At 71.6% G+C, this 22,439-nt stretch carries 21 protein-coding genes; 9 read left to right on the forward strand and 12 right to left on the reverse strand.

Translation table 11 applies throughout. The features are described 5' to 3' along the window. Positions 1-24 precede the first annotated feature (24 nt). From EDF24_RS11380 to EDF24_RS11390, 3 genes are read right to left on the reverse strand one after another with little or no spacing between them, the layout of a single operon-like run. Positions 25-837 carry an ABC transporter permease gene (locus tag EDF24_RS11380; protein WP_123702967.1) on the reverse strand — a complete coding sequence of 271 codons (813 nt, stop codon included), beginning with the start codon at positions 835-837 and terminating at the stop codon, positions 25-27. Beyond that, positions 834-1,883, reverse strand: coding sequence for an ABC transporter permease (locus EDF24_RS11385; protein ID WP_243698294.1), 1,050 nt, complete (start codon positions 1,881-1,883; stop codon positions 834-836). The genes EDF24_RS11380 and EDF24_RS11385 overlap by 4 nt, the downstream gene beginning before the upstream one ends. Next, positions 1,880-3,037: an extracellular solute-binding protein gene (locus tag EDF24_RS11390; RefSeq protein WP_123702969.1), complete on the reverse strand. Its 1,158-nt coding sequence runs from the start codon at positions 3,035-3,037 to the stop codon at positions 1,880-1,882. Before EDF24_RS11390 ends, EDF24_RS11385 begins: the two co-directional genes overlap by 4 nt. 188 nt (positions 3,038-3,225) lie before the next feature. On the opposite strand from EDF24_RS11390, the gene EDF24_RS11395 reads away from it, so the two are divergent. Together EDF24_RS11395 and EDF24_RS11400 are read left to right on the forward strand one after the other, a co-directional pair. After that, entirely contained in the window at positions 3,226-3,708 is a 483-nt protein-coding gene (locus EDF24_RS11395) for a DUF3054 domain-containing protein (RefSeq protein WP_123702971.1), read from the forward strand. Beyond that, positions 3,705-4,718, forward strand: a complete 1,014-nt coding sequence (locus EDF24_RS11400; protein ID WP_123702973.1) for a LacI family DNA-binding transcriptional regulator — start codon at positions 3,705-3,707, stop codon at positions 4,716-4,718. The genes EDF24_RS11395 and EDF24_RS11400 overlap by 4 nt, the downstream gene beginning before the upstream one ends. A gap of 33 nt (positions 4,719-4,751) precedes the next feature. Here the strand turns inward: EDF24_RS11400 and EDF24_RS11405 are convergent, their stop codons facing one another. Both EDF24_RS11405 and EDF24_RS11410 read right to left on the reverse strand, forming a co-directional pair. Beyond that, positions 4,752-5,399, reverse strand: a complete 648-nt coding sequence (locus tag EDF24_RS11405; protein WP_123702975.1) for a spermidine/putrescine ABC transporter substrate-binding protein — start codon at positions 5,397-5,399, stop codon at positions 4,752-4,754. A gap of 35 nt (positions 5,400-5,434) precedes the next feature. Further along, on the reverse strand, positions 5,435-6,349 hold the full coding sequence (locus tag EDF24_RS11410) for a DUF3097 domain-containing protein (RefSeq protein WP_123702977.1): 915 nt from the start codon (positions 6,347-6,349) through the stop codon (positions 5,435-5,437). A 93-nt stretch (positions 6,350-6,442) separates the two neighbouring features. Between EDF24_RS11410 and EDF24_RS11415 the strand changes: the two genes are divergently transcribed. The 7 genes from EDF24_RS11415 (at position 6,443) to EDF24_RS11445 (ending at position 14,843) form a co-directional block, all read left to right on the forward strand. Then, positions 6,443-7,492, forward strand: coding sequence for a zinc-binding dehydrogenase (locus EDF24_RS11415; RefSeq protein WP_123702979.1), 1,050 nt, complete (start codon positions 6,443-6,445; stop codon positions 7,490-7,492). A gap of 235 nt (positions 7,493-7,727) precedes the next feature. After that, the gene (locus EDF24_RS11420) at positions 7,728-8,969 is read left to right on the forward strand and encodes an ROK family transcriptional regulator (protein WP_123654053.1); all 1,242 of its coding nucleotides are present in this window, start codon (positions 7,728-7,730) and stop codon (positions 8,967-8,969) included. Between the two features lie 157 nt (positions 8,970-9,126). Next, positions 9,127-10,467 carry an extracellular solute-binding protein gene (locus EDF24_RS11425; protein ID WP_243698295.1) on the forward strand — a complete coding sequence of 447 codons (1,341 nt, stop codon included), beginning with the start codon at positions 9,127-9,129 and terminating at the stop codon, positions 10,465-10,467. Further along, complete coding sequence (locus EDF24_RS11430) at positions 10,467-11,510, forward strand: carbohydrate ABC transporter permease (RefSeq protein ID WP_207909605.1); 1,044 nt, start codon at positions 10,467-10,469, stop codon at positions 11,508-11,510. The genes EDF24_RS11425 and EDF24_RS11430 overlap by 1 nt, the downstream gene beginning before the upstream one ends. After that, a complete protein-coding gene (locus tag EDF24_RS11435; protein WP_123702981.1) occupies positions 11,510-12,403 on the forward strand; it encodes a carbohydrate ABC transporter permease in 894 nt (297 codons plus the stop codon). Before EDF24_RS11430 ends, EDF24_RS11435 begins: the two co-directional genes overlap by 1 nt. Positions 12,404-12,411: 8 nt before the next feature. After that, a complete protein-coding gene (locus EDF24_RS11440; protein WP_123654056.1) occupies positions 12,412-13,713 on the forward strand; it encodes a 6-phospho-beta-glucosidase in 1,302 nt (433 codons plus the stop codon). Continuing rightward, on the forward strand, positions 13,701-14,843 hold the full coding sequence (locus EDF24_RS11445; protein WP_260233425.1) for an N-acetylglucosamine kinase: 1,143 nt from the start codon (positions 13,701-13,703) through the stop codon (positions 14,841-14,843). Before EDF24_RS11440 ends, EDF24_RS11445 begins: the two co-directional genes overlap by 13 nt. Positions 14,844-14,924: 81 nt before the next feature. On the opposite strand, the gene gap is transcribed toward EDF24_RS11445, so the two are convergent. The 7 genes from gap to gatC form a co-directional block, all read right to left on the reverse strand. Beyond that, entirely contained in the window at positions 14,925-15,956 is a 1,032-nt protein-coding gene (gene gap, locus EDF24_RS11450) for a type I glyceraldehyde-3-phosphate dehydrogenase (RefSeq protein WP_123702983.1), read from the reverse strand. A gap of 116 nt (positions 15,957-16,072) precedes the next feature. After that, positions 16,073-17,023, reverse strand: coding sequence for a GlxA family transcriptional regulator (locus EDF24_RS11455; RefSeq protein WP_123654058.1), 951 nt, complete (start codon positions 17,021-17,023; stop codon positions 16,073-16,075). Between the two features lie 117 nt (positions 17,024-17,140). Next, positions 17,141-17,863 (reverse strand): methyltransferase domain-containing protein, encoded by a 723-nt coding sequence (locus tag EDF24_RS11460; RefSeq protein WP_260233426.1) that lies wholly within the window; start codon positions 17,861-17,863, stop codon positions 17,141-17,143. Next, positions 17,860-18,987 carry a type III polyketide synthase gene (locus EDF24_RS11465; protein ID WP_123654059.1) on the reverse strand — a complete coding sequence of 376 codons (1,128 nt, stop codon included), beginning with the start codon at positions 18,985-18,987 and terminating at the stop codon, positions 17,860-17,862. The genes EDF24_RS11460 and EDF24_RS11465 overlap by 4 nt, the downstream gene beginning before the upstream one ends. A gap of 92 nt (positions 18,988-19,079) precedes the next feature. Beyond that, positions 19,080-20,582 carry an Asp-tRNA(Asn)/Glu-tRNA(Gln) amidotransferase subunit GatB gene (gatB, locus tag EDF24_RS11470; RefSeq protein ID WP_123702985.1) on the reverse strand — a complete coding sequence of 501 codons (1,503 nt, stop codon included), beginning with the start codon at positions 20,580-20,582 and terminating at the stop codon, positions 19,080-19,082. After that, positions 20,582-22,129: an Asp-tRNA(Asn)/Glu-tRNA(Gln) amidotransferase subunit GatA gene (gene gatA / locus EDF24_RS11475; RefSeq protein ID WP_123702988.1), complete on the reverse strand. Its 1,548-nt coding sequence runs from the start codon at positions 22,127-22,129 to the stop codon at positions 20,582-20,584. The genes gatB and gatA overlap by 1 nt, the downstream gene beginning before the upstream one ends. Beyond that, positions 22,126-22,425, reverse strand: coding sequence for an Asp-tRNA(Asn)/Glu-tRNA(Gln) amidotransferase subunit GatC (gene gatC, locus EDF24_RS11480; protein WP_123654062.1), 300 nt, complete (start codon positions 22,423-22,425; stop codon positions 22,126-22,128). Before gatC ends, gatA begins: the two co-directional genes overlap by 4 nt. Positions 22,426-22,439 lie beyond the last annotated feature (14 nt).

A 22,439-nucleotide genomic window follows, 5' to 3' on the forward strand; every position in this document is an offset into this window, starting at 1 on the left:
GGTCGCCTTTCGTGCTGGTGAGGGTCATCGGATCTGGAAGCCGTCCGCGAGGCGGCCGCCCATGATGTGCTTCCGGGCGAGCGTCATGAGCACCACCGACGGGATGCTCAGCGCGATCGCGAAGACCGCCGAGACCTGTCGTGGCGAGTTCAGGACGAGGGAGTACATCGCGGTCGGCATCGTCATGTAGGTCGGGGCGCCGACGAGGTACGTGCCCTGGGCCTCGTCGAAGGACGCCAGGAACGACATCACCGCGGCGACGAGGATCCCGGGCCAGGCGATCGGGAAGGTCACGCTCCAGAACGTCCGCCAACGGCTCGCCCCGGCGTCGCGAGCCGCTTCCTCGAGCGACCGCGGAACCGCCGAGAACGCCGCGGCGGGCAGCCACGTCATGAACACCACGCACCCGAGGACGTGCACGATCAGGATGCCGGTGACGGTGTTCATCAGGTTCAGGGCCGTGAACATCGCGGACATCGTCACGAAGAGCCCCATCTTCGGGAACGCGTTCGTCGCGAACAGCCCGACGAGGACGATCCGCCGCCCCGGGAACTCGATGCGGCTGATCGCCCAGGCCGCGGGGAGGCAGATCACCGCGGCGATGAGGACCGTCAGCGGCGCGAGCACGAGCGAGTTCTGCACCGCGACGCCGAGGGACGGGTCCTCGAAGACCGTCCCCCACCACTGCATGGTCCAGCCGTCCGGCAACAGGTTCGGGTACGTCCACGACGTGGCGAACGCGCGCGCGGCGAGCCACAGCAGGGGGCCGGCGATGAACACCGCGAGCACGACCGCGGTCGCCCAGACCAGGGTGGTGCCGGTGAGTCGCTTGATCACGAAGGCTCCTTCTGCAGTTCGCCCGCGTTCGAACGCACCGTCGAGCGGAGGTAGAAGACGCTGGCCGCCGCGGCGAACGCGAACACGATGAAGGCCATCGCGGTCGACTGCTGCGGTCGGTTGTACGCCTGGAAGTACTTGGAGATGTCGACACCGAGCATCGTCGGGGCGTTCGGGCCGGTGAAGTACGGCACCGTGAACGAGCCGAGGACCCCGATGACGGTGAAGGTCACGGCGATGACGATCGGCGTCGTCGCCATCGGCAGGAGCACCTGCCAGACCACCCGCCACGTGCTCGCGCCGGCGTCCTTCGCGGCCTCGATGAGGGCGTCCGGCGTCCCCTGGAGGGCACCGGCGATCATCAGCACCGCGAACGGCAGGCTCGTCCAGACGCTGCCGAAGACGACGGCGACGAGGGTGTACCCCCAGACCGGGAAGTCCATCCCGAACTGCGCCGCGATGCTCCGGAGGAAGCCCTGCGCGTCGGTGAACGTCAGGATCGACCAGCTCGCGATGACGACCGGGACGAAGATCGGCACGACGGCCAGCACGCTGAGCGTCTTCCCGACGACGCCGCCGCGGAGCCGCAGGATCACCGCGACGACGACCGCCAGCGCGATCGTCAGGCCGGTGGACAGCGCGGTGACGCCGAGCGTGGCGGCGAGGTCACGGAGGAACACCGGGTTGCCGAGCAGCGTGCCGTAGACCGCGAGCGAGAAGCCGTGCACGGTGTCCTGGCCGATGTCCGCGAGTGCCTGGTTCAGGCCGCCGGTGAACCCGAGGCTGAAGAGCGCGGCGTTCACCACCGGGACGCCGACGAACAGGACCACGACGAGGACCGGCGCGGCGACGAGGGCGATGCCCTGGACCCGCCGACGGCGGCCGGTCCGCTCCTCGGCCCGGCCCGGCTGTCCGGGCGTGCTCCGGCCGGGCTGCCCGGGCGTGCGCTGGCTCGGCTGCCCGGGCGTGCCCTCGACGCGAGCGGGGACGGGCGGGAGGCCCGTGGCGGAGTCGCCGCGGGCCTCCCGGTCGGTGATCTGCGTCACTGCGGGACCTTCGCGTCCCACGCCGCGTTCATGTCGGCGGCGAAGTCGCTCTGGAACCCGAGGCGGAGCTTCGACGGGTTCGCGTCCGCGAACTGGTCCGCGACCGACTTCGGCAGCGAGTCGAGCGGGATGACCGGGTAACCGGAGACGGCACTCGCGACGAGCTGCTGGCCCTTCGAGCTCAGGACGAAGTCGGCGAGTTCTTCGGCAGCGGCCTTCTTCGCCGCCGGCTCCGTCTTCGGGATGCCGAGGAAGCTCGCGCTGCCGGTGAACGACGGGTCGGCGATCTGGATCGCCTTGACCGTCTTCGGGATCACGCCGGTCTTCTGCGAGGTGATGAACTGGTCGCTCCAGACCGGCGCCATCGAGATCTGGCCGCTGCCGAGGAGCTGCACGACCTGGTCGTTGCCGTTCGGGTAGACGCCCTTCTGGTACATCGAGGAGCCGAGGGCCTCGAGCTTCGCGAAGCCCTCGTCCCACTTCGACTCGAGCGACTTGTCGTACGTCGTCTGCATCGTCTCCTGCTCGGACGCCGACAGGTACTTCGCGAGGACCGTGGCGACGAACGAGCCGCCGGAGCCACCCGAGGACGGGGAGTTGTACGCGAACTGGCCCGGGTTGGCCTTGATCCAGGCGAGGAGGTCGTCGAGGGTCTCCGGGGCGTCCGTGACCTTCGTCGAGTCGTAGGCGAGCAGCACGCTCGAGGCCCGGTACGGGATCGCGCTCGTGCCGCCCTGCTCCTTCGTCGCCTCGGGGACGTCCTCGAGGTTCGGGATGCTGCTGTCGCTGACCTTCGCCATCAGGCCGGCCTTGCCCGCGGTGGTGACGAAGCCGGCGTCGACCAGGTCGTACGCGACGGACTTACCGGCCTTGACGGCGGTCGCGAGGTTCGCCTGGGTCTGGGCGTCGTGCTCGCCGTGCAGGTCGATGCTCGTGCTGACGTGGATCTTCGGGTTCGCCTTCTCGAAGGCGGGGATGAGCGACTTCTCCCAGAGGTCCTGGACGTTCGTGTCGCCGCTGATGAACACGGTGAGGTTGACTGTGCCGCTGCTGGAGTCGGCGGCGTTCGAGGCGTTGGCGCTCTGCACGCAGCCCGACAGTGCGACGGTCGCGGCGGCCGCGATCGCGAGGCCGGCGAGGACTCGGGTCTTCACGTCGATGTTCTCCCTGGTTCGTGGGGTGGGGGTGATGTGGTGCGGGTGGTGGTGCGGTGTGGTGCGGGAACGTTCCCGCACCGTGGTCGAGTGTGGCGCTGCCCGGTGAACGGCGGGTGCCCCGCCCGTGCAGCCCCGGTGAACGCTGCGGTGCGCGCTACGTCGAGGAGGGCTGCGAGAATGGCGTCGTGACCGATCGCACCTGGGGCTGGCTCGCAGCCGTCATCGACGTCGTGCTCATCGTGGTGTTCGCCCTCATCGGGCGTTCCTCGCACGGGGAGACGAACTCCATCGGCGCGCTGTGGACCACCGCGTACCCGTTCCTCGCCGGCTGGGCGATCGCCTACGTCACGAGCGGGGCATGGGCTCGACCGCTGAAGACCTGGCCGACCGGGGTCGTCGCGTGGATCCTGACCGTCTTCGTCGGCATGGCGATCCGGGTCGCGACGGGACAGGGCGTCGTGGACGGCAACCCGCTCCCGATCTCGTTCCTCATCGTCGCCACGGTCGTCCTCGGGATCTTCCTGCTCGGTTGGCGGCTCGTCGCCCGCGGCGTCCTGCGCGCGGTGGCCGCACGGAGGAGCACATCCGCCCCCGCCCTCGGCGACCCGACGAAGGGCGACCCGGCAGCGGACCCGTCGAACAGCCCGGGCGTCACTCCCGGCACGTGAACGGCACACGGGGAACGCAACCGACGATCCTCGACGTCGCGGCACGAGCCGGCGTGTCGAAGTCCGCAGTGAGCCGCGTGCTGTCCGGTTCCGGCCGGTTCTCCGACGAGACCCGTGAACGTGTCGAGCGCGCGGTCGCCGAGCTCGGCTACGTCGCGAACGCGATGGCCAGGGGTCTCGTCAGCGGACGGACCAACACCATCGGCATGCTCGTCCGTGACGCCTCCTCGATGCTCTACACCGCCCTGCACGCGGTCATGGAACAACGGGCCTCCGAGCTCGGGTACCGCGTCGTCACCACCACCGGTGTCGGACGCGTCGAGGACGAGAAGTCGGCGCTCGCAGCCCTGGTGTCGATGCGGGTCGACGGGCTCGTCGTCTGCAGCGGCCTGCTGCCCTCGTCTGACATCGCCGAGTTCGCACCACGGATCGCGACCGTGGTGGCCGGTCGACCGGAGCTCCATCCGGCCCTGTCGAGCGTGTACTGCGACGAGGCCGACGGTGGCGCACGGATCGCCGATGCCGTTGCCGACGCCGGACACCGGAAGGTCGTCGTGCTCACCGTCCCCATCGACAACGCACTCACGCAGCATGCTCGTTCCCGCGCGATGGTCGGACGGTTGCGCGAACGCGGCATCGCGACGGTCGACATCGACGCGAGCTTCGTCCGTCCCGCCGACGACATCGCGGCTGACGTCATCGAGACGATGGAACTCTCCGGCACGACCGCGGTGATGTGCCCGACGGACCGGATGATGCTCGACGTGTGCGATGCCCTCGCGAAGCGCGGCATCGACGTCCCCGGTGACGTCTCGGTGACCGGTTTCGACGGCGTCTACCCGCTCGCGAACGACTGGATCGGGTTCACGACGCTGCAGCAACCCGTCGACCGCATCGGGCGGGAGGCCATCGACCTCGTCATCGGCCGCATCGACGACCCGACACGGCCGGTGGAGCACCGCTCCCTCCGAGGAACGGTCGTCCCGGGACGGACGCTCGTCCGCCGGTAGCCACGAACGGCGGGCACGACGCGCGGCCCTCCGTCAGAACAGGCCTCCGCGCGACCCCTCCCCGTCGAGCCCGCGGAACATGTCCGACACCAGTGCTTCGATCTGCGGCTCGACGAGACGCTCCACGGCCTCGGTGATCCGCGGTCTGTGGTCGATCAGCGCGAGGCACACGGCAGTGCCGGTCGACCGTGCGCACTCGTCGGAGAGGTCGATCTCGTGACGGAGCGCCGCCTTCGCCTCGTCCGACAGCGGTTCGCGCGGCGCGGCCTGTGACGCCCCGGTGCCCGCGAGCCCCTCGAGCGTGAAGAGGAACGGCGCTCCCTCTTGCGGCTGCGGATCGACGTCGAGCCCCTGGAACTCGGGCGAGAGCCCCTCCGCCGGCTGGTACCCCTCGTGCCGCTTCCGTGCTGCGGCGCGCTCGAGCTCACGCTGCAGCAGCGGCAGGTTCTTCGCGGTGTAGTCGTCGACCGAGTCCTCGATGATGGTCGAGATGCGGCCGATCAGGGCGTGCTGCACGGGGTGCGGCACGTCCGGTCCGAACCCCGCGGCGCTGGCGATCGGCGACCCGGTGCACTTCCGGCAGATGCGGGTGCGCGGTCGGGCGGTGCCGATCTGCCACCGTGGGAGCCACCGCAGCCAGACGTCGACGGCGTTCCGCACGCGCCCGTCGATGCCGTCCATGGTCCAACGATACGGACTGCGCGCCCGGAGCGGCGCTATGCGGTCGGCTCGGTGACGAAGTCGATGAGCTCCTCGACGCGCCCGAGCAGCGCCGGCTCCAGGTCGGCGAAGGTCCGCACCTGCCCGAGGATCCGCTGCCAGGCCCTGGCGATGTCGGCCTGCTCGGCGTTCGGCCACCCGAGCGCCTGGCAGATCCCCTTCTTCCACTCGATCGACCGCGGGATCGTCGGCCAGGCCGTCAGCCCCACCCGCGCGGGCTTGACCGACTGCCAGACGTCCACGAAGGGGTGCCCCACGACGAGCACGTGGGCTCCCCACTTCCCGCGCATCACGGCGTCCGCGAACCGGGACTCCTTCGACCCGGGGACCAGGTGGTCGACGAGCACCCCGACGCGACGCTCCCGTGACGGCCGGAACTCGTCGAGCACCTCCGCCAGGTTGTCGACGCCGGACAGTTCCTCGACGACGACGCCCTCGACGCGGAGGTCCGCTCCCCAGACCTTCTCCACCAGTTCGGCGTCGTGCTTGCCCTCGACCATGATCCGGGAGGGCAGCGCGATCCGCGCGCGCTGCGACTCGACCGCGAAGGAACCCGAGGCGGTCCGGAGCCGACCACCGTCGGACGCATGTCTGACCGTGGGACCGGCACCGGGCCTCCTGGCCGGCGGAGCAGCTGCGGCAGACCGCCCGACCGGCGCCTGCGGCCGACCCAGCGTGACGAGCTCGCCCTCGAGCAGGAACTGCCCGTCGAAGGGGAAGGCGCGGGTGCGGCCCTTCCAGTCCTCGAGGAAGACGTTGCCGGCCTCGAGCCCGACGACGGCGCCGGCCCACCCGGATGCCGGGTCCTCCAGCACCATGTCGCGTTCGAGCGGCACCTGCCGCACCTTGTTCACGCCCTTCGAGCGCCAGTCGCCCGAGAGCACGTCGCTGCCGTACCGGTCGTCGTCCACCCGCACGAGGGTACTGTCGAGTGGTCCCGCAACGGCGCTGGCGGACGGCGCGTTCCCGCGCCCGAACGAACCACAGAACGGAAAGGCACGCCCGTGCGCGCAGCAGTCATCCACGCCCCTCGCGACATCCGCGTCGAGGACCTCGACCAGCCCGAGCTGATCAGCCAGCGCGACGTCGTCGTCAAGGTCGCCGCAGCCTGCGTGTGCGGGTCGGACCTCTGGCCCTACCGCGGAGTCACCGAGACCAAGCACGCCCGACCGATCGGCCACGAGATGGTCGGCGAGGTCACCGCGGTCGGGGCCGAGGTCACCGGCATCGCGGTCGGCGACTTCGTGATCTCCCCCTTCACCATGAACGAGGGCACCTGCCAGGCGTGCCGCAACGGCATGACCTCCGGCTGCGAGCACCTCTCCGGCTTCGGCGGGAAGGACGCCTACGGCGACCCGGTCGGCGGCGCGCAGGCGGAGTACGTCCGCGTCCCCGACGCCTCGGCGACCCTGGTCGTCGTCCCCGGACCGGTCGACCCAGCGCTCGTCCCGTCGCTCCTGACGCTGTCCGACGTGTTCTCCACCGGGCACCACGCCGCGGTCTCCGCGGGCGTCGGCCCCGGCAAGACCGTCGTCGTGGTCGGTGACGGCGCCGTCGGGCTCTGCGCGGTCCTCGCGGCGAAGCGCCTCGGCGCCGAGCGCATCATCGCGATGAGCCGGCACGCGGACCGGCAGGCGCTCGCACGGGAGTTCGGTGCGACCGACATCGTCGAGACCCGCGGCGACGAGGGCGTGCAGGCGGTCCGGGACCTGCTCGGCGGCGACCTGGCGGACTGCGCGGTCGAGGCGGTCGGCACCGAGCAGAGCATGGACCAGGCACTGCACGTCGTCCGGCCCGGTGGCGCGCTCGGCTTCGTCGGCGTCCCGCACGGGGTGCCGACCATCGGGATGCGGTACCTCTTCGACACGAACATCACCGTCGGCGGCGGGATGGCCCCGGCGCGGGCGTACATCCCGGAGCTGCTGCCGGACGTCCTGTCCGGCGCGATCGACCCCGGCAAGGTCTTCGACCTGGAGCTCCCGCTCGACGAGGCCGCTGAGGCCTACGCCGCGATGGACGAGCGCCGCGCGATCAAGGTGCTGCTGCGCCCGTAGGTGCACCGCGCGTTCTCACCCATGACGCTTGCGGTGGGAAGGTGAATCGCGCGTGGGAGGTCGGAACTTCCGACCGCCTACGCGCGATTCGACTCACCACGCGCGATTCGACCCGCTGACCCCGCCACGCCACGCCCCGCCCCGGACCCCCGGCGTGTTTCGCGGAACGGAACGCGTGTTTCGGAACTGTGAACAAACCTTTCAGTAAAGAAGGTTGTCCGTTACAGTCCTCGACATGACCACACGAGGACGCACCCCCGGGCAGCCCGCCCTGCTGCGCGTGCTCAACGACCGCGCCGCCCTCGGCATGCTCCTCGACGACGGCCCGATGACCCGGAACGAGATCGCGCAGCGCACCGGGCTGAGCAAGCCGACCGCCGCCGAGATCATCCGCCGGCTCGAAGCGGCCGGGCTGATCCACGAAGCCGGCACCGAGACCCAGACCGGCCGCCGCGGCCCGAGCGCCGTCGTGTACGGCGCGACGACCGACCGGGACCTCGCCGTCGCCGTGGACGTCCAGCTCGTCGACGTCCGCTCCACCGTGGTCGACGCCACCGGGCGCACCTACCCCGTGGCCGAGCACCGGATGAGCGACGCGGAGGTGCGCGCCCCCGGCGAGGACATCGTCGCCGCCGCGGTCGGCCGCGCCGCAGCAGCCGCCGGCGTCGACCCGGACCTGGTCACCGCCGTCGCCGTGGGCGTCCAGGCGTCCGTCGACCACGCCACCGACACCCTCATCTTCACCGACGGGCTGCCCGGCTGGCCGCGCGAACAGGTGTCGGCCACGCTCTCCAGGGCGCTCGGTGTGCAGGTCGTCGTGGAGAACGACGCGAACCTCGCCGCGATCGCCGAACGGAACATGGGCGCCGGCCGCGCGCTCGGCTCCTTCGCCCTGCTGTGGATGGCGGAGGGCCTCGGCATGGCCCTCGACCTCGGCGGCCGCCTGCACGCCGGAGCATCCGGCGCCGCGGGTGAGATCGGCTACCTGAGCGTGCCCGCCGACGCGCTCCCCCTCGACCCGACGGCCACGATCGTCGCGGACCTCATCTCCGAGACCGCGATCACCGCGCTCGCCGCCGAACACGGGATCACCGCACCGGACGGCACCGCTGCCGACTGGCGCCAGGTGCTCCCGCAGCTGCCCGGCCTCCCCGAGCAGCACCCCTTCACGACCGCCCTCGGCGAGCGCGTCGGGCACAACGTGCTCCCCGCGCTCGCCGTCGCCGATCCCGAGACGGTCGTCCTGCACGGCCCGACCGGGATCGCGGGCGGTCCCGCCCTGGCCGCCGCCGTGACCGCCTGGCTCCGGACCCGCTCCCGCTGGTCCACCGCCGTGGTGGCGCCCGGTGTCCCCGACACACCCGTCCTGCACGGCGCACGTCACGTCCTCATCGACGTCGTGCGCACCGCGCTCGCGGACCGGCTCGACCGCATCAGTGACGATGCGACCGAACCGGATCCCGTCCAGCGCGCCTGAGCCAGCACCAACCGCCAGCTCCACCTCCTGTACCGGCACCACTCGAGCCACACCCCAGCCCTGCCAGAGGGCTCTTCGGCGCGCCCGGAACCGGCGCCGCACGTCCGTGCGGCGTCCACCGGACGCCTCGGAGCGAGACCAGAGAGCGAGTCATCCCGTGTCACTCCCCCGCACGCACCTCAGGCGGATCCTCACCGCCACCGCCGTCGCCGCCACCGGCGCGCTCGTCGTCGCCGGCTGCAGTTCCGGCAGCAGCGCGGCGTCCATCGACGAGAGCGCCCCGAAGACCCTCAAGGGCACCGTGTCCCTGTGGCACTTCTTCACCGGCCGTGAAGCCGGCGTCGTCAAGAAGGCCGTCGCCGGCTTCGAGAAGGCGAACCCCGACGTCACGGTCGACATCCACGCCGGCCAGGACGACGAGAAGCTGCAGAAGGCGATCTCGTCCGGGCAGAACATCGACGTCGGCCTGTCCTACTCGACCGCGATCGTCGGGAGCTTCTGCTCCTCGGGCGCCTTCCGCGACCTGTCGCCGTACATCAAGCGCGACAAGGTGGACCTGTCCGACATCCCGAAGGCCGTGCAGGGCTACACCGAGTACAAGGGCACCCGGTGCACGCTCCCGGCCCTCGCCGACGTCAGCGCGCTGATGTACAACAAGCCCGCCATGCAGGCCGCCGGCATCAGCACGCCGCCGAAGACGCTCGACGAGCTCAAGACCGACGCGCTGAAGATGACGACGTACAACGCGGACGGCTCGATCAAGCAGCTCGGCTTCAACCCGCTCATCGACTTCTACGAGAACTCGCCCGAGCACTGGGCACCGATGATCGACGGCACCTGGCTGGACAGCAAGGGCAACAGCGAGATCGGCACCTCCGCCGCCTGGAAGAAGCTCATCGAGTGGCAGAAGGGCTTCGTCGACGCGATCGGCTACGACAAGCTCAAGGCGTTCACGTCCGGCCTCGGCCAGGAGTTCGCCGCGGACAACGCGTTCCAGACCGGGCAGGTCGCGATGCAGATCGACGGTGAGTACCGCACCGCGTTCATCAAGGACCAGAAGCCGGACCTGGACTACGGCACCGCGCCGACCCCGGTGATGGACGGGCTCGGCAACTACGGCTCGACGTACATCGCGGGCAACGTCGCGGGCATCGCGAAGGGCTCGAAGAACCCGGAGCTCGCCTGGGCGCTGCTGGAGTACCTGTCCACGAACACGGACGCGCAGGTCACGATGGGCAACGGGCTGAAGAACATCCCGACCCTCACCTCCGCGCTGACCTCCCCCGACCTCGAGGTCGACGCCAACTACAAGACCTTCGTCGACGTCGCCGGGAACAAGGACACGATGACCTCGCCCGCCACGGCGGACGGCGCCGCGTACATCGGCACCTTCACGAAGTTCTGGCAGGCGTACCAGGAGAACGGCGGCGACCTCGACGCCAAGCTCAAGAAGCTGGACTCCGACATCGACAACGCGAACCAGCTGGCTGGTCCGTGATGAGCGTCCCCACCAAGACCGTCTCCGGCCGGGAGGCGCGGCTCGCCCGTTCCTCCCGGCCCGCGGGCCCGACGGGGTCGGGTCCGGTGCCCGCCACGGCTCCGCCCCGTCGGCGCCGCTCCGCCGACTCCCGCCGCCGACTCGTCGCGCTGACGATGCTCGCGCCGGCTCTGCTGGGCCTCGTGGTGTTCTTCGCGTACCCGCTGGTGGCGTCGATCTTCTACTCGTTCACCCGCTACAACCAGCTGCAGGAGCCGCAGTTCGTCGGCCTGCTGAACTACCGGTTCCTGTTCACCCAGGACCCGCAGGTCGGCGCAGCGGCCCTGAACACGCTCTGGTTCGTCGTCATCCTGGTGCCCGTGCGGATCGTGTGCGGGCTCCTCGTCGCCGGGCTGCTCAGCCGGGCGAAGACCGCGACGGGGTTCTGGCGGACGCTGTTCTACCTGCCCGCCCTGGTCCCGCCGGTCGCGAGCGTCGTGGCGTTCGTGTTCCTGTTCAACCCCGGCACCGGGCCGGTCAACCAGATCCTCCGGGTGTTCGGCATCGACGGTCCGCTGTGGTTCAACGACCCGTCGTGGTCGAAGCCCTCGCTCGTGATCATGGGCGTCTGGGTGATGGGCGACATCATGATCATCTTCCTGGCGTCGCTCCTCGACGTGCCGCGCGACCTCTACGAGGCGGCGTCGCTCGACGGGGCGAACGGCGTCCAGCAGGTGCGGCACATCACGCTGCCGACGATCGCCCCGGTGATCGGCTTCGCTGCGGTGACGGGGGTGATCGCGGCGCTGCAGTACTTCACGGAGGCCGCGGTCGCCTCGGGTGTCGCGAGTGGCAAGGCCACGATCGGCGGTGGGACGGCGGCGCAGCTCGGGTACCCGGGCACGTCGCTGCTGACCTACACCGAGCTGCTCTACCAGCACGGGTTCGCGAACTTCCAGTTCGGCTACGCGTCCGCGATGGCCGTCGTGCTGTTCGTGATCACCGCGATCGTGCTCGTGTTCACGATGCGCCGGATCAGTGTGTTCCGGCCGGAGGAGTCCTGATGACCGCCGTCTCCCAGTCGCCGCTCGCCCGGGCACCCCGTGGCGCAGCGCCCGGAGCAGCCCGCGGGCCGCGTCGCAGCCTGCTGCTCTGGATCGCCGAGCACGCCGCACTCGTCGCGCTCGGTGTCGTCACCCTCGCCCCGATCGTCTTCGTGATCCTGACCTCGCTGATGTCGAGCAACCAGGCGCTGACGGCGTCGATCCTGCCGCGGCCGTTCGACTTCTCGAACTACGCCAGGGTCTTCACCGAACTGCCGCTCGCGCAGTGGTTCGGCAACTCGGCCCTCTACGCCGTGCTCGCGACCGCGTTCATGCTCGTCAGCTCGGTGCCGGCCGCGTACGCGCTGGCGCAGATCAAGTTCAAGGGCGCGAACCTGATCTTCACGGTGATCATCGTCGCGATGCTCCTGCCCCCGCAGGTCACCGCGGTGCCGGTCTACGTGATGTGGTCGCACCTGCACCTGACGGGCACGCTCTGGCCGCTGATCCTGCCGAACCTGCTCGGGGACGCGTTCAGCATCTTCCTGCTCCGGCAGTTCTTCATGACGATCCCGAAGGAGTACGGCGACGCCGCACGGATCGACGGCTGCGGTGAGTGGCGCGTGCTCTGGCGCATCATCGTGCCGATGGCCCGGCCCGGCATCGCATCAGCGGCGATCTTCATGTTCTTCAACTCGTGGAACGACTACTACGGCCCGCTCCTCTACGCGTCCGAGAACCAGGCCGCCTGGCCGGTGGCGTACGGGCTCGCCACGTTCCGCGGGCAGCACGGTACCGACTGGTCGATGACGATGGCGATGACCGTCGTCGTCATGGTCCCGGTCGTCGTCATCTTCTTCTTCGCACAGAAGGCATTCGTCGAGGGCATCGCGCTCACCGGCGTGAAGGGATAAGCACCACAGTGAAACTCGCAGTCATCGGTGGCGGTTCCACCTACACCCCCGAACTCGTGGACGGCTTCGCCCGGCTCCGCGACCAGCTCCCCATCGACGAGCTCTGGCTCGTCGACCCCGACCCCGTCCGCCGCGAACTCGTCGGCGGTGTGGCGAAGCGCATGTTCGCACACGCCGGGCACCCCGGCACCGTGCACGTCACCGACGACGTCGTCGCCGGGGTCAGCGACGCCGACGCCGTGATGTTCCAACTCCGCATCGGCGGGCAGGCTGCACGGCAGCAGGACGAGACCTGGCCGCACGAGGCCTGCTGCATCGGACAGGAGACGACGGGGCCGGGCGGGTTCGCCAAGGCGCTCCGCACCGTGCCCGTGGTCCTGGAGTACGCCGAACTCGTCCGGAAGCACGCCAAGCCGGACGCCTGGATCGTCGACTTCACGAACCCGGTCGGCATCGTCACCCGCGCGCTCCTCGAGGCCGGGCACCGCGCCGTCGGGCTCTGCAACGTCGCGATCGGCTTCCAGCGCCGGTTCGCCGCGGAGTTCCAGGTCGCACCGTCCGCGGTCCGGCTCGACCACGTCGGGCTGAACCACCTGACGTGGGAGCGCGGCGTGCACGTCACCGACGCCGACGGCCGGACCCGTGACGTCCTCGACGACCTGCTCGGCGCCGACGCCCTCGACCGCACCGCCGAGAGCGTGCACATGCACCCGGACCTGCTCCGCCTGCAGCACGCGATCCCGTCGTACTACCTGCGCTACTTCTACAGCCACGACATCGTGCTCGAGGAACAGCTCCACGAGCCGACCCGCGCCGAGGCCGTGATGGCGACCGAGCGTGCCCTGCTCGCGAAGTACGCCGACGAGTCCGTGGTCACGAAGCCCGCCGAGCTCGAGCAGCGCGGCGGTGCGTACTACTCGGAGGCGGCGATCGACGTGCTGTCCTCGATCCTCGGCGACCGCGGTGACGTGCAGGTGCTCAACGTCCGGAACGACGGCACCTTCCCGTTCCTGCCCGACGACCACGTGATCGAGGTCCCGGCCCGCGTGACCCGGCAGGCGATCACCCCCCTGCCGGTCGCGCCGCTCGACGCGGACATGGTCGGGCTCGTGTCGCACGTCGCCGGGTACGAGCGGCTCGCGCTCGACGCGGCCGTGCACGGCGGACGCGACCGCGTGCTCCGCGCGATGTGGGCGCACCCCCTCGTCGGACAGGTGGACAAGGCCGAGAAGCTGACCGACCTGCTGCTGGCCGCGAACGCGGAACACCTGCCGTGGACGCGATCGGAGCAGGTGACGTGGGCGGGCTGAGCCGCGGCGGCGGGGCGAGGGTGACCCCGGCCTCCAGGCCGACCCGCGACACGACGGACGCGAGCGGCCCGTCGGACGTGGGCCGTGCGCCGGACGGGGGCGCCACGGACGCCGGCCGTGCGCCGGACGTGGTGCTCGCCGTGGACGGCGGCGGCAGCAAGACCGACGTCGTCGCGATCGCCCTCGACGGCACCCTCGTCGGCCACGCCCGCGGGCCCGGGTCGAACCCGCAGACCCGCGGGTGGGAGCTCGCCGGACCGATCCTCGACGACGTCCGCGGGCGGGTCGTCCACGCGCTCGACGGTGCGCGCGTCCTGACCACGCACGTGTACCTCGCGGGGCTCGACCTGCCCGACGAGATCACCGCGGCCACGGCGGCGCTGCAGCACTGGGCGCAGGACGGCGGGGCGCCGGACGTCCTCGACAACGACCTGTTCGCGCTGCTCCGCGCCGGCACCCTGTCGCCGGACGCCGCCGCGGTGGTGTGCGGCACCGGCATCAACGCGCTCGCGGTGCGGGCCGACGGTGCGACCTCGCGGTTCCCGGCGATCGGGGACGTGTCCGGCGACTGGGGCGGTGGCGCGTACCTCGGCAACCGGGCGCTCTGGCACGCGGCCCGGGCGGAGGACGGCCGCGGACCGGCGACGGCGCTGACGGCTGCGGTCCCGGCAGCACTCGGGCTCGGCACCGTCCGCGAGGTCACCGAGGCCGTCCACTTCGGCCGCCTCGACCAGAGCGTGTTCAACCGGCTCTGCCCCGTGCTCTTCGAGGTCGCCGCCACGGGCGACCCGGTCGCCGCCGGGGTCGTGGCGCGGCAGGCGGAGGAGATCGTGCTGCTGGCGTCGGTCGCCCTCGGGCGGCTCGGCCTCGGCGCCGCCGGTTCGTCGGTCCCCGTCGTCCTCGGCGGGGGCGTGCTCGCCGCCCGGCACCCGCTGCTCGTCGACGCGGTCGTCGGCGGGTTGGCGGCCCGCGTGCCGGGCGCGGTGCCCACGTGGGTGACCGCTCCCCCGGTGCTCGGTGCGGGGCTCGCGGCGCTGGAGTCCGTCGGCGCGGAGCCCGCGGCGCTCGAGCGGTACCGGGCCGCGGTGCTGTCGCGGTCCTTCGCGTCCACGACGGCGCGCATCGCGTAGCCGCGGCCGGTCTGGTCGCGGAAAGCGACAGTGCTCGCCCCGGAGACGGGCGAGCACTGTCGCTTTGCGCGACCGCTCCGGCTAGACCGCCGCCGCCGGCGCGCCCGCGCCCGCGCGCGCGAGCATCCCGAGCGTGTCGACGACCCGGTTCGAGAAGCCCCACTCGTTGTCGTACCAGGCGACGACCTTCACGTGCCGCCCGCCGTCGACCCGGGTGAGCAGGGAGTCGAACACGCTCGACTCACTCCGCCCGGTGATGTCCGTCGACACGATCGGGTCCGCCGTGAACGCCAGCACCCCGGCGAGCGGCCCGGCAGCAGCGGCCCGGTACGCCTCGTTCACCTGCTCGACGGTGACGTCCCGCGCGACGACGGTGTTCAGCTCGACGATCGACCCGACGGGCACCGGCACGCGGATGGCGTCCCCGGACAGCTTGCCGTCGAGTCGCGGGAGCACCAGACCGATCGCCTTCGCGGCACCGGTGGTGGTCGGCACGATGTTCACCCCGGCCGCACGGGCACGGCGCAGGTCGCGGTGCGGTCCGTCCTGCAGGTTCTGCTCCTGCGTGTACGCGTGCACGGTCGTCATGAACCCGTGCTCGATGCCGGCGAGGTCGTCGAGCACCGACGCCAGCGGTGCGAGCGCGTTCGTGGTGCAGCTCGCGTTGCTGATCACGGTGTGGACCGCCGGGTCGAAGGTGTCCGAGTTCACGCCGTAGGCGATCGTCGCGTCCGCACCGGTCGCGGGCGCGCTGATCAGCACCCGCTGCGCGCCGGCCGTCAGGTGCGCGGCGGCGGCGTCCCGGGCCGTGAAGCGGCCGGTGGACTCGAGGACGACCTCGACGCCGAGGTCACCCCACGGCAGGTCGGCGGGCTCGCGGGAGGCGAGGACGCGGATCCGTCGGCCGTCGATCACGAGGGCGTCGCCGTCGACCTCGACGGTGCCGTCGAAGGGTCCGAGCGCGGAGTCGTAGCGGAACAGGTGAGCGAGGGTCTCCGGTGCGGTCAGGTCGTTGACGGCGACGACGTCGAGGTCGTCACCGCCCCGGGCGATGAGTGCGCGGAGGGTGTTGCGGCCGATCCGGCCGAAGCCGTTGATCCCGATGCGGGTCATGGGGGTTCCTTTCGTTCCGCTGACCATGCTCACGGGCCTGGAGGCACGGCTCCAGTGGCAGGACAGCCAGGGTCCGCAAGGATCTCGCCACCATCTCCGAGGCCCTGGCGGGTGCGTCAGTCCTGGAACGTGCGCCGGTACTCCGTCGGCGAGGTCCCGAGCACGCGGCGGAAGTGGGTCCGCAGGTTCGCGTCGGACCCGAGCCCGGCCCGCGCCGCGACCTGGTCCACCCCGAGGTCGGTGCGCTCCAGCAGCTCGCGCGCCAGGTCGACCCGCGCCCGCAGCACCCACTGCATCGGCGTGTACCCGGTGTCGTCCACGAAGCGGCGTGAGAACGTGCGCGGCGACACCGTGGCGTTCCGGGCGAGGACATCGAGCGTGAGCGGGTCGGCGAGGTGACGGAGTGCCCACTCCCGGGTCTCCGCGAAGACGTCCCCGAGGGGTTCCGGGACGCTCCGCGGGACGTACTGCGCCTGCCCGCCGCTCCGGTACGGGGCGCTGACCAGCCGCCGGGCGACGTGGTTCGACAGCGCGACGCCGTGGTCCCGCCGCACCAGGTGCAGGCACAGGTCGATCCCGCTCGCGGCGCCCGCGCTCGTCAGGACCGTGCCGGCGTCGACGAAGAGCACGTTCTCGTCGACCTCGACGGCGGGGTACCGGTCGCGGAGGACGCGGGTGTAGTGCCAGTGCGTCGTCGCCCGGCGCCCGTCGAGCAGCCCCGCGGCCGCGAGTGCGAACGCTCCCGTGGAGATCGCCGCGATCCGGGTCCCGCGCTCGTGCGCCCGGACGAGTGCCGCGACGACGGAGTCGGGTGGCGGCGTGTCGGCCGGGTACCGGTAGCCGGGCACGAACACGGTGTCCGCCCAGTCGAACGCCTCGAGCCCGTGGTCGACGGCGTACGCCATGCCGTCCCCTCCGGCGACCCGACCGGCACGCGGACCGCACACCCGGACCTCGTACGGCATGCTCGGCCGGTTCGAGAACACCTGCGCCGGGATCCCGACGTCGAGCGGCTTCGCTCCGTCGAGCACGAGCACCGCGACCCGGTGGAGGCGAGGGGACACCATGCCCCGACGCTAGCCGACCCGCACCCCCATGAGTTCTCCACAGGTCAGCGGCTGCCGACCTCCACGCCGAGCTCGTGCGCCAGGCGGTGCCGAACGGGCCTGACCAGCGTCCGCCCCTCAGGCGTCGCGGATCGCGAGCACCCGGTGCGGTGCCGCCGCCTCCGCCCGCCACCCCGTGGGCAGCGCCGCGTGCAGCTCCGGCAGCGTGAAGCTCCGCCGGATCGAGCGGAGCCCGTCCACGCGCACGAAGGTCCCTGCGGCCACCAGGGCCGACCCGAGCGCGTACGCCCGGTAGGCCGCGGGCGACCGCCGGATGTCCGAGTGCAGGCTCCGCGTCGTCGCGAGCCGCTCGGAGTCGGCCAGGAACCCCGCACGCTCCTCGTCGCCGAGGTGGTGCAGCACGTGGTTCGAGACCACCACGTCGAACCGCTCCCCGGCCGCGACGAGGTCGCCGCTCGACTGCTCGCGGAAGGTCACTCCGCGCGGCGTCGAGCGCGTCGCCGCGGCGATGGCACGGGGATCGGGGTCGATGCCGACCACCTCGACGTCGAACCCGTCGCTCGCCGCCCAGCGCACCAGCGCGCGGGCGAGGTCGCCGCCGCCACAACCGAGGTCGAGCACACGGCCGCGCCCGTTCGCCGGCAGCGCCGGGACGACGTGGGTCCGCCACGCGGCCCGCCATCCGCTGACGAGCGAGTTCACGACGGCGAACCGCCGGAACGTCCGCGCGAGGGCGCGCGGGTCACAGTCCGGGTCGTCCATCAGCTCCCGCAGCTCCAGGTCGCGGGTGCGCAGGTCGACGGCCGGGAGGCCCGGTCCGGCCTCGGTGCGTCGCCTCACCGGTACTCCACGGCCAGGTCCGGAGCCGCGATCGCCTCGGCGACACGGGTCCCGACGGCGGTCAGGCGGGCGCTCTCGACGGTGAGGCCCGGCCCGAAGGCGAGCGCGACGACAGAGGCCCCGTCCTCGATCCCGGCGTCGAACGCGTCCCGCAGCACGAAGAGCACGGTGGCGCTCGACATGTTCCCGTGGTCACGGAGGACGGCACGGCTGCTCGCCATCGCGGCGTCGGGCAGGGCGAGGGCGTCCTGCGTCCGGTCGAGGATGGCGCGTCCGCCCGGGTGCACGGCCCAGATCGGGACGTCCGCGGCTGGTCCGTCGAGGAGCGGTGCGACGGCCTCCGCGACGGTGGCGCCGACGAGCTTGGGGACGGCGGTGCTGAGGACCATCTCGAAGCCCTCGTCGCCGATGTTCCACGCCATCTCCGACGCCCCCTCGGGGACGACCGTGGTCGCGAACCGGTCGAGCCGGAGCCCGGGGCCCTCCGCCGTGACGACCGCCGCGGCCGCGCCGTCACCGAAGACGCTGTTCGCGACGATCTGGTCCGGGTCGTCCGACGCCCGGACGTGCAGCGTGCAGAGCTCGGCGCAGACCACGAGCACGACGGCGGTCGGGTCGGACTCGGCGAACGCGGCAGCGATGCGGAGGGCGGGGAACGCGGCGAAGCAGCCCATGAAGCCGACGTGCTGCCGGAACACCGTGCGGCGCAGGCCGAGTTCCTCGACGATCGCCAGGTCCGGGCCCGGTTGCGTGAACCCCGTGCAGGACACGGTCACGACGTGGGTGACCTCGGCCGGGTCCACCCCGGAGCGCTCGAGGGCGTCCCGGGCGGAGGCGACGAACAGCGGCGGCGCGAGCTCGCGGTACCGGTCGTTGCGGGTCCCGGTCGACGGCGAGTGCAGGACCCCGTCGGCGTCGCGGAACGCGCCGGGCGCTCCGGCGGGGTCGAGGTCCGTCAGGACGGTGTGCCGGTGCTCCACCGCCGAGGCGTCGAAGGCCGCTGGGACGATGCGGCGACCGAGCCGACCGAGGTCGGGCTGCGCGGTGAACAGGTCGCGCACGGCGGCCTGGTCGAGCGTCGTCGGGGGGACGGCGGTGCCGATGGCACGGATCGTTGCGGACACGCCTCATCCTGTCACCGGGCCGTGGACGTGTCCCCAGGAACGACGGGAGGCACGGTGCGGACCCGCACCGTGCCTCCCGTCCGCTCTGGTCGCTACGCCTGCGCGCGCTCCAGGACCAGCTCACGGACGCGCGCCGCGTCCGCCTGGCCCTCCATCGACTTCATGACCGCACCGATGATCGCGCCGGCGGCCTGGACCTTCCCGTCGCGGATCTTCGCGAGCACGTCCGGCTGCGCCGCCAGTGCCTCGTCGACGGCGACGGTGAGGGCGGAGTCGTCCGAGACGACCTTGAGTCCGCGCGACTCGACGACGGCTGCGGGCGAACCCTCTCCGGCGATGACGCCCTCGAGCACCTGGCGGGCCAGACGGTCGGTCAGCTCGCCGGACTCCACGAGGGTGATGAGTTCGGCGACGTGTGCGGGCGACACCAGGTCGCCGGGGGCGGCGTCCTGCGTGTTCGCGACGCGGCTGATCTCGCCGGTCCACCACTTGCGCGCGGCCTGGGCCGGGGCGCCGGCGGCGACCGTGGCCTCGACCTCGTCGAGGAGCCCGCCGTTCACGACGTCCTGGAACTCGAGGTCCGCGAACCCGAACTCGCCCTTGAGGCGACGACGACGGGCGACAGGGGCCTCCGGCAGGGACGCGCGGAGCTCCTCGATCATCGCCTTGTCCGGGATCACGGGCAGCAGGTCCGGCTCCGGGAAGTACCGGTAGTCGTCGGCGTCCGACTTCGGACGGCCGGCCGACGTGCGACCGGTGTCCTCGTGCCAGTGCCGGGTCTCCTGCGTGATCGTGCCGCCGTCCGCGAGGATCGCGGCCTGACGCTGGATCTCGTAGCGGATGGCACGCTCGACGGCGCGGAACGAGTTGACGTTCTTCGTCTCGGTGCGGGTGCCGAGCTTCTCCTGGCCCCACGGGCGGAGCGAGATGTTCGCGTCGCAGCGCAGGTTGCCACGCTCCATGCGGGCCTCGGAGACGCCGAGCGCCCGGACCAGGTCACGGATGACCTGGACGTAGGCGGCACCGAGCTCGGGGGCACGGTGCGCGGCGCCGAAGATCGGCTTCGTGACGATCTCGACGAGCGGGACCCCGGCGCGGTTGTAGTCCACCAGGGAGTACTCGGCGCCCTGGATGCGACCGGTCGCACCGCCGACGTGCGTCAGCTTGCCCGCGTCCTCTTCCATGTGGGCACGCTCGATCGGCACCTGGAACAGGGTGCCGTCGGCGAGCTCGACCTCGACCTCCCCCTCGAAGGCGATGGGCTCGTCGTACTGCGAGATCTGGTAGTTCTTCGGGTTGTCCGGGTAGTAGTAGTTCTTCCGGGCGAACCGCGAGGACTCGGCGATCGAGCAGCCGAGCGCGAGCCCGAGGTTGATCGAGAAGCGCACGGCCTGCTCGTTCACCACGGGGAGCGACCCGGGCAGCCCGAGGTCCACCGGGGTGACGTTCGTGTTGGGCTCGCCGCCGAAGAAGTTCGGGGCGTCGGAGAACATCTTCGTCTTCGTCGCGAGCTCGACGTGCACCTCGAAGCCGAGGACCGGCTCGAAGCGCTCGAGCGCCTCGTCGAAGTCCATGAGTGCGTCCTTGGCGGCCATCAGACCACGCCTTCCTCTGCTGCCGACTGCTGACTTGCGTCGAGGTCCGGGATCCGTTCGATGAGCGGGGCACCCCACTGCTGCTCGAGCAGGCGCTCCAGCGCCGCGCCGTAGCGGTACAGGCGGGCGTCCTCGCGCTGCGGCGCCATCAGCTGCACGCCGGTCGGCAGGCCGTCCTCGGGCGCGAGGCCGTTCGGGATGCTCATGCCGGGCACGCCGGCGAGGTTCGCCGGGATCGTGGTGAGGTCGTTGAGGTACATCGCCAACGGGTCGTCGAGCCGCTCGCCGAGGGGGAACGCGGTCGTCGGGGCCGACGGGCTGATGAGCAGGTCGACACGCTCGAACGCCTTGTCGAAGTCCCGCTGCACGAGCGTCCGGACCTTCTGCGCGCTGCCGTAGTAGGCGTCGTAGTAGCCGGCGCTGAGCGCGTAGGTGCCGAGGATGATGCGGCGCTTGACCTCCGGCCCGAAGCCGGCTTCGCGCGTCGCGGCCATCACGTCCTCGACGGTCGCACCGCCCTCGGGCGTGACGCGGAGGCCGAACCGGACCGAGTCGAACTTCGCGAGGTTCGAGGACGCTTCTGCCGGCAGGATCAGGTAGTACGCGCTGATCGCGTAGGCGAAGGAGGGGGCATCGATCTCGACGACCACCGCACCGGCGGCCTCGAGGATCGCGACCGTCTCCTGGAAGCGCTGCGTGACGCCGGCCTGGAAGCCGTCCCCACCCGCGAGCTCCTTGACCACGCCGACGCGCAGGCCCTTCAGCGTGTCCGCCTGCAGGCCGTCACGGGCGGCTGCCGCGAACGACGGCCACGCCTCCGGGATGGACGTGGAGTCCTTCGGGTCGTGCCCACCGATGACGTCGTGCAGGAGCGCGGCGTCGAGGACGGTGCGGGCGACCGGGCCGACCTGGTCGAGGCTCGACGCCAGCGCGATCGCGCCGTAGCGGCTGACCCCGCCGTACGTCGGCTTCACGCCGACGGTGCCCGTCACGGCACCCGGCTGACGGATCGAGCCGCCCGTGTCGGAGCCGAGGGCGAGCGGTGCTTCGAACGCGGCGACGGCAGCGGCAGAGCCACCACCGGAGCCGCCGGGGATCCGGCCGAGGTCCCACGGGTTGTGCGTCGGGCCGTACGCCGAGAACTCGGTCGTCGAGCCCATCGCGAACTCGTCCATGTTGGTCTTGCCGAGCGGCACCATGCCGGCCCGACGGAGCTTCAGCACCGTGGTGGCGTCGTACGGCGGCACCCAGCCCTCGAGGATCTTCGAGCCGGAGGTCGACGGCATGTCGATGGTGCAGAGGACGTCCTTGATGGCGACCGGCACACCGGCGAGCGCGCCGAGGTCGTCGCCGGCCGCACGACGGGAGTCGATCGACTTCGCGACGCCGATGGCGTTCTCGTTGACGTGCAGGAACGCGTGCACGTCGGGGTCGACGGCCGCGATGCGGTCCAGGTGCGCCTGGGTCGCCTCGACGCTGGAGACGTCGCGCGCCACCAGGGCGTCGGCGAGCGCGGCCGCGCTGAGGCGGGTGATGTCGTCGGTCACTGCTCTTCTCCCAGGATCGCCGTCACGCGGAACCGTTCGCCGTCCGTGTCGGGCGCCCCGGAGAGCGCCTGCTCCTGCGTCAGCGTCGCGCCGACCACGTCGGGTCGGAGGACGTTCGCGAGGGCGACCGGGTGGCTGGTGGCGGGGACGTCCGGCGTGGCGACCTCGGTCACCTTCGCGACGCTGTCGACGATGTGCGACAGCTCCCCGGTCAGCTTCTCGATCTCGGCGGGCGTGAGGGCGATACGTGCGAGGTTCGCCAGGTGGGCGACCTGCTCGCTCGTGATGTCAGGCATGCCGACCAGTCTAC

Origin of the sequence: Curtobacterium sp. PhB130, from assembly GCF_003755165.1 — a bacterium.
Taxonomy (GTDB): Bacteria; Actinomycetota; Actinomycetes; order Actinomycetales; family Microbacteriaceae; genus Curtobacterium.